This is a genomic window from Streptomyces sp. NPDC047869, from assembly GCF_040704065.1.
In the GTDB taxonomy this organism is placed as follows: domain Bacteria; phylum Actinomycetota; class Actinomycetes; order Streptomycetales; family Streptomycetaceae; genus Streptomyces.
In genome coordinates this window covers 68155-74154 of sequence record NZ_JBEYRK010000041.1, presented here as the reverse complement: position 1 = coordinate 74154, position 6000 = coordinate 68155, and the positions used below count along the sequence as shown (strand labels likewise).

At 74.3% G+C, this 6000-nt stretch carries 5 protein-coding genes and 1 pseudogene; all 6 read right to left on the bottom strand.

What is annotated here, in order from left to right; genetic code table 11:
- On the bottom strand, positions 1 to 45 hold a 45-nt coding region (locus tag AB0924_RS34825), incomplete at its 3' end, for a hypothetical protein (RefSeq protein WP_366913595.1).
- A 232-nt stretch (positions 46 to 277) separates the two neighbouring features.
- Positions 278 to 841, bottom strand: a pseudogene (locus tag AB0924_RS34820) (beta-ketoacyl synthase N-terminal-like domain-containing protein); the annotation flags it as partial.
- Between the two features lie 113 nt (positions 842 to 954).
- Complete coding sequence (locus AB0924_RS34815; RefSeq protein ID WP_366913594.1) at positions 955 to 2010, bottom strand: aldo/keto reductase; 1056 nt, start codon at positions 2008 to 2010, stop codon at positions 955 to 957.
- A 9-nt stretch (positions 2011 to 2019) separates the two neighbouring features.
- Positions 2020 to 2814, bottom strand: coding sequence for an alpha/beta fold hydrolase (locus AB0924_RS34810; protein ID WP_358934566.1), 795 nt, complete (start codon positions 2812 to 2814; stop codon positions 2020 to 2022).
- Positions 2811 to 5582 (bottom strand): beta-ketoacyl synthase N-terminal-like domain-containing protein, encoded by a 2772-nt coding sequence (locus AB0924_RS34805; RefSeq protein ID WP_366913593.1) that lies wholly within the window; start codon positions 5580 to 5582, stop codon positions 2811 to 2813. Before AB0924_RS34805 ends, AB0924_RS34810 begins: the two co-directional genes overlap by 4 nt.
- Entirely contained in the window at positions 5575 to 5907 is a 333-nt protein-coding gene (locus tag AB0924_RS34800) for a phosphopantetheine-binding protein (RefSeq protein WP_358934571.1), read from the bottom strand. The genes AB0924_RS34805 and AB0924_RS34800 overlap by 8 nt, the downstream gene beginning before the upstream one ends.
- Positions 5908 to 6000: the final 93 nt, after the last annotated feature.

Genomic DNA, 6000 nt, shown 5'->3' with positions numbered 1-6000 from the left:
CGTTCTGCGGGGGCCGCCGAGCGTCTTGTGGGTGGTGGTGGTCACCACATGCGCGTGCGGGACGGGCGAGGGCCGCGGCCGGTGCCGTGTCGGTGACGCTCGTCCCGGCGGGCGCGTCCTCCACGGCGTCAGGTGCCGCGGCGAGCCCGCTCACCGCCAGGGCGTCCCGGGCGATACGGGCCCGGCCCGCCTCCGGGGACTCGCCGGCGCCCGCGGAGCCGACGGCGGTGCCGCGGACGACGGCGTGGATCCGGTCCCCTGCGTCCAGGGCCGCCCGGAGCGGCTTCAGCACGGCGACCGCGCAGCCGCCGGTGGCGGCGTTGCCGGGGTCGTGCACGGTGACCGACCCGGCCAGGGCGAGGTCGCATTCGCCACCCAGCAGCGCCTGGACGGCGGTGTGCACCGCGACCAGCGTGGTCGCCCCGGCGGCCTGCACCGAGACGGCGGGACCGGTCAGCCCCAGCTTGTAGGCGACCCGCGAGGCCAGGAAGTCGGCCCCGGTGGCGGCCCGGACCTGCCGGTCGTCGAAGTGGGGCGACCCGGCGCCCCGGCCGCGCAGCCGCGCCGCGTGCCCCGTGGTCGCGCCGCCCGCGTAGATGCCGACGACCGTCTCGTCGCGGGCCGGGTCGTGGGCGGCGTCCTCCAGGGCGTGCTGGGCGCACTCCAGGAGGATCCGCTGCTGCGGGTCGAGCATCACCGACTCGCGCGGCGAGACGCCGAAGAACCTGTGGTCGAACGCGTAGGCGTCGGCCAGCGGCCCGGCGGTCGCGTCCGTGGCGCCGTGGGCCCCGTGCTCGCGGAACGCGTCGAGGTCCGTGGCCTGTCCGAAGCGCGCCGCCATGCCGATGACGGCGACATGGCCCTCGGGGTCGAAGCCGGGCTCGTCCGGTGCGAGATCCGTCATGCGGTCCGCCCTTCCCTTTCTCGTGTGGGGTCCGTGCTCGCGCGGGCCGGTCAGGCCACGGGGGTGACCGGCCGGACGAACCGGCCGGACTGACGGCCCAGCGCGGCGTCCCGGTGGCCGGCGATCAGCTCGTAGGGCTGTCCCGGACGGATGGCGGACGCCTGCTCCAGGCGCTCGAACTGCGCGTCGTCGAGGGTGAGTTCCAGCGCAGTGAGGTAGTCCTCGAGCTGGTCGGCGGTGCGCGGGCCGATGACCGGCACCATCGTGGTGGCCGAGCGTTCCGCCCGGGCGCGCAGCCAGGCCATGGCGACCTGCCCGGCGGGGGCGCCGGTCTCCTCCGCGACGGCGAGCACGGCGTCGATGATCCCGGTGCGCTGCTCGGAGTCCTCGACCCGGATGGCCTGGCCCTCCCAGTCGCTGAGGCGGCCGCGGCGGCTCTGCCGGTACTTGCCGGTGAGCAGCCCTCCGCCGAGCGGGGCCCAGAGGGCGGTGCCCAGGCCCAGGGCCTCGGCCATGGGGATCAGCTCGCGGTCGGCGCCGCGCTCGGCGAGGCTGTACTCGAACTGGATGCCCACGAGGCGGGCCGTCGCGCGCAGTTCGGCGAGGGTGACGGCGCGGGAGATCCGCCAGGCAGGGAAGTTGGAGAGCCCGGCGTGGAGGATCTTGCCGTCCCGGACGAGGCGGTCGAGGGCCGTGAGGATCTCCTCGACCGGGGTGACCGAGTCGGGCAGGTGCGCCCAGTAGACGTCGATGTAGTCGGTGCCGAGCCGCCGCAGGCTCGCCTCGACCGAACCGCGGATGTTCTTGGCGCTGTTGCCCGTGTTGGAGATCCGGGCGCGCCCGGCGCCCAGCGTGAACTTGGTGCCGACCACGAAGTGGTCGCGGTCGGCGCCGAGGAACTCGCCCAGGAGCTTCTCGGACTCGCCGATCTGGTAGTTGTCGGCCGAGTCGATGAAGGTGCCGCCGGCTTCGGCGAAGCGGTCGAAGATCTTGCGGGACTCCTCGCGGCTGGCGCCGCCGCCCCACAGGGTGCCGAAGTTGGCGGTACCGAGCGCGTACTCGGAGACGCGCAGGCCGGTGTTGCGGCCGAAGGTGGTGTAACGCATGGCTGTCCTTCAGATCTCCGTGGCGAGCGCGTCGCCTATGAGGCGCAGGAGTTCGGCCTGCGTCCGCGGGTCGCGGAAGTAGAAATGGCCGCCGGGCAGGAGGTGCTTGGTGAAGGTGCTCCGGGTGTGGGCGGACCAGTCGAGCTGGCCGGGGTCCTCCTCGTCGCCCGCGAACGTGGTGATCGGGATGTCCAGCGGTTCCTCGGCGACGTACTCGTGGGAGTCGGCGAGTTCGGCGTCGGCGCGCAGGTAGCGCAGCGCGAGCCGCTTGAGGTCCGGCGCCTCGTGGACGACCAGGGGCAGCGCGCCCCAGCGGCGCTCGATCTCGGCCAGCAGCTCGTCGTCGGGGAGCTCGTGGACGTTGCGCCGTGTGCTGATGGGCGGCGGCTGCATGGAGGACAGGAGCAGGGCCCGGGGCACGCGCAGACCGGCCCGGCGCAGGGCCCGGGTGGTCTCGAAGGCGATCAGCGCGCCCAGGCTGTGCCCGAAGAAGGCGAAGTCACGCTGTCCGAAGTCGACCTGCTCGACGAGGTCGGTGACCAGGTCGCTGATCCTCAGGTACGGGGCCTCGTCCTGCCGCGGCACGCGGCCGGGCAGCTTCACCGCCCACAGGCGGATGCCGGGCAGGGCGCCGCCCCAGCGTACGAACTCCCCAGCCGAGCCGCCCGCGTGGGCGAAGCAGTACAGGTCGAGCGTGGTCTCCGTCTTGGGCCGGCGGCCGGAGAGCCACCGTGCCCGCAGCTCGGCCGTCGTGCCGGCCTCGGGCGCGTGGCCGGTGCCGGTCGCCGCTCCGGTGGCGCTCATGCGGACTCCTCTTCCGTGTCCAGGTGCGGGTCGGCCAGCCGCTGCTCGATCAGCGCGGCCAGATCGGCCGCGGTCGCGGCGTCGAAAAGCGAACGCATCTTGATCTCGACCGGGTAGATCTCCTTGAGCTGGGCGAAGAGCTTCATGGCGATGAGGGAGTCGCCGCCGAGCTCGAAGAAGCTTTCGTCCGGTTCGATGTCGGGCAGTCCGAGCGCCTCGCCGAACAGCCGCAGCACCACGCCGAGGGGGGTGTCGTCGGCGGGGCGGTCGCCGGAGTCCGGCCCGCTCTCCCGCGCCGGGTCGCCGCTGACCGCGGTGGGCTCGTCGGCCATGGGCGCGTCGGCCGCGGCACCGCTCGCGGGGGTGCCGCCGGTGGCCGTCTGCGCCTCCTGCGCGGGGTGGCGCACCAGGTACGGGAGCCGTTCGAAGGGGTAGGTGGGCAGCGCCACCTTGGCCCTGCGCTCCCCGTCGTGCACGCCCGTCCAGGAGACCCTGGCGCCGGACAGCCACAGCCGTCCGAGTGCGTCGTAGAGGACCGCCAGCGCGTCACCGCCGTCGTCGAGCCCGGCCAGCGCGGCCAGCAGGAGGTGGCCGTCGGTGTGGCGGGGCTGCTGCCGGGCGAGCGTGACCAGGCCCGAGCCGGCGCCGACCTGAAGGAGGATGCGCTCGGGGTCGGCCAGGACCGTGTCCAGCGCCGCGTCCGGTCCGGTGGCGGCGCGCAGTTCATCCGCCCAGCGTTCGGCCGGGATCGGGGTACCGGTGTCGTTCCAGGTGCCGTCGCCGAGGACCACGGGGATCCGGTGCGGCCGCGGGTCCAGGTCCGTCACCGGCGTGCGGAGTCCGTCCTCGCCGCCGCGGGCCCGGTCCGGGTCCGCGATGAGCCGTACCGCGTCGGCGACCGTGAGGACGCCCGCCACGACGGCCGCGGTCAGGGAGCCGGTGCCGGTGCCGAGGACCGCGCCGGGCCGGATGCCCCAGCGCTGCCAGAGCGCCGCCAGGGCGTACTCGAAGGCGAGGACGTAGGTGTCGCGCACCACCGGGTCGTCGGGCCAGGCCAGCCCTCTGGCGACGGCGCGCACCGTGGGGACGATCCGGTCGTCGGCGCTGTCCAGGACGGCGTCGAAGGCCGCCCGGAACGCGGGCTCGCCGGTGTGCAGCCGCCAGGCCTCCGCCGGGCCGATCCGGCCGGGGAAGGCGAACACCACGGGCCTGACCCGCGGGGGTTCGGCCGAGCGGACCGGTTCGCGGGCCGGGCCGTCGCCGGCGACGGTGAACGCGCGGTACTCGTGCTCGCGCCGGCCCGTCTGGAGCGTCCAGGCGGCATCGGCGTGTGCCGGGGCCGATGCGCCGGCGAGCCGCTCGTCGAACCGGGCCATCCGGGCGCGCAGCGCGGCGGGGGTGCGCGCGGAGTGCACCAGCAGGCGGGCGCGCCGCTCGGACTCGGCCGGCGTCCGCCGCGGGGCCTCCTCCAGCACCAGGTGGGCGTTGACGCCGCCGACGGCGAAGGAGCTGACGCCGGCGCGCCGGACGAGGGCGTCGCCCGGCTCCCAGTCGGTGAGTTCGGTCGCGACCCTGAACGGGCCGGTCTCGAAGTCGATCGCCGGGTTCGGCTCGGTGAAGTGCAGACTCGGCGGGATCCGCCGGTGCCCGAGTGCCAGGACGGTCTTGATGAAGCCCGCGGCACCGGCCGCCGCGTCGGCGTGCCCGATGTTGGTCTTCACCGAGCCGATGGAGCAGAAGCCCCGCTCGTCGGTGTCGGCCCGGAAGGCCTGCGTGAGGGCCGTGACCTCGATCGGGTCGCCGAGCGGGGTGGCGGTGCCGTGGGTCTCGACGTAGGTGATGGTGCGCGCGTCGGTGCCGGCGGTGAGCTGCGCCTCGCGCACCGCGGCGGCCTGCCCGGCCACGGTGGGGGCGGTGAAACCGATGCGGCCGGAACCGTCGTTGGTCACGGCGGACCCCCGGACGACCGCGCGGATGTGGTCGCCGTCGGCGAGCGCGTCGGACAGCCGCCTGAGGACGACGACGCCGACTCCGTTGCCGGCGACGGTGCCCTCGCCCTTGGCGTCGAAGGCGCGGCAGACGCCGTCGGGCGCCAGCGTGCCGTCCGGTCCGGTCCACGTGATCGTCTTGGGCGGCACGTGCACGGCGACGCCGCCCGCCAGGGCCATGTCGCAGTCCCCGGCGAGCAGGGCCCGGCCGGCCGTGTGGACGGCCACCAGGGCGGTCGCGCAGGCCGACTGCACGGCGACCGCGGGGCCGCGCAGGCCGAGGCGCTCGGCCGTGCGGGAGACCAGGAAGTCGGGGGCGGTGCCCAGCGCGATGTCGTCCTCGGTGACTTCGGTGAGCCGCGCCCGCTGGGCCCGGAGCGCGTCCGCGTACCGGGTTTCGGTGCAGCCGCCGTAGACGCCGATCGCGCCGGGGAAGCGGTCGGGGTCCGCGCCGGCGTCCTCCAGGGCCGCTGCCGCGCATTCCAGGAAGACCCGGTGCTGCGGGTCGATCAGGAACGCCTCCCTCGCGGAGTAGCCGAAGTAGTCGGCGTCGAACCACTCGGCGCCGTCGAGCCGGCCGCGGGACGGCACATAGGTGAGGTCGCCGCCGTCGGGGGCACCGCCCGGGAAGATCTGAGGGGTGTCGCGGGTGACGGAGTCCATGCCCGCCGAGAGGTTGGCCCAGAATTCGTCTACGTCGGCGGCGCCGGGAAAACGGCCCGCCATTCCGACGACGGCGATGAAACCGTCGTCTCCTTCTTGGGTTTCGAAATCACTCACCGAATTCTCCGCGGGTGTCCGAGGCGTTTTCGCCGAGCCGGGCCCGCCGGTTTCCCAGCCGGTTCGGCCGGCCGGCCGGGCGGCGCCGGGCATCGGCCGCCGTGGCCCCCTCGCCCGCGAGGCGGCGCGCGAGCGACCGTACGGTCGGGTGCGTGAAGAACTCGATGAGCTCGATGTCCTCACCGGTGCGCTGGATGACTCGCTCGCGGACCATCTGGAGCAGCAGGGAGTGCCCGCCGAGATCGAAGAAGTTGTCCTCGTCGCCCACCGCGGGGACTTCCAGAACCTCACACCAGATCTCGGCGACAACGGCTGCGAATTTCACTTCCCGTGGATTCGCATGGGATGCGTGCACTCCACTCCTCCCCTTCGGATCGCCACTCGGCGGTTCCCTAGGATCATCTGCCGCCCGCCGGAA

Excerpts from the sequence above, each read along its gene's own strand:
- AB0924_RS34815 (WP_366913594.1), bottom strand. The coding sequence starts at position 2,010 with ATGCGTTACACCACCTTCGGCCGCAACACCGGCCTGCGCGTCTCCGAG.
- AB0924_RS34810 (WP_358934566.1), bottom strand. The coding sequence starts at position 2,814 with ATGAGCGCCACCGGAGCGGCGACCGGCACCGGCCACGCGCCCGAGGCC.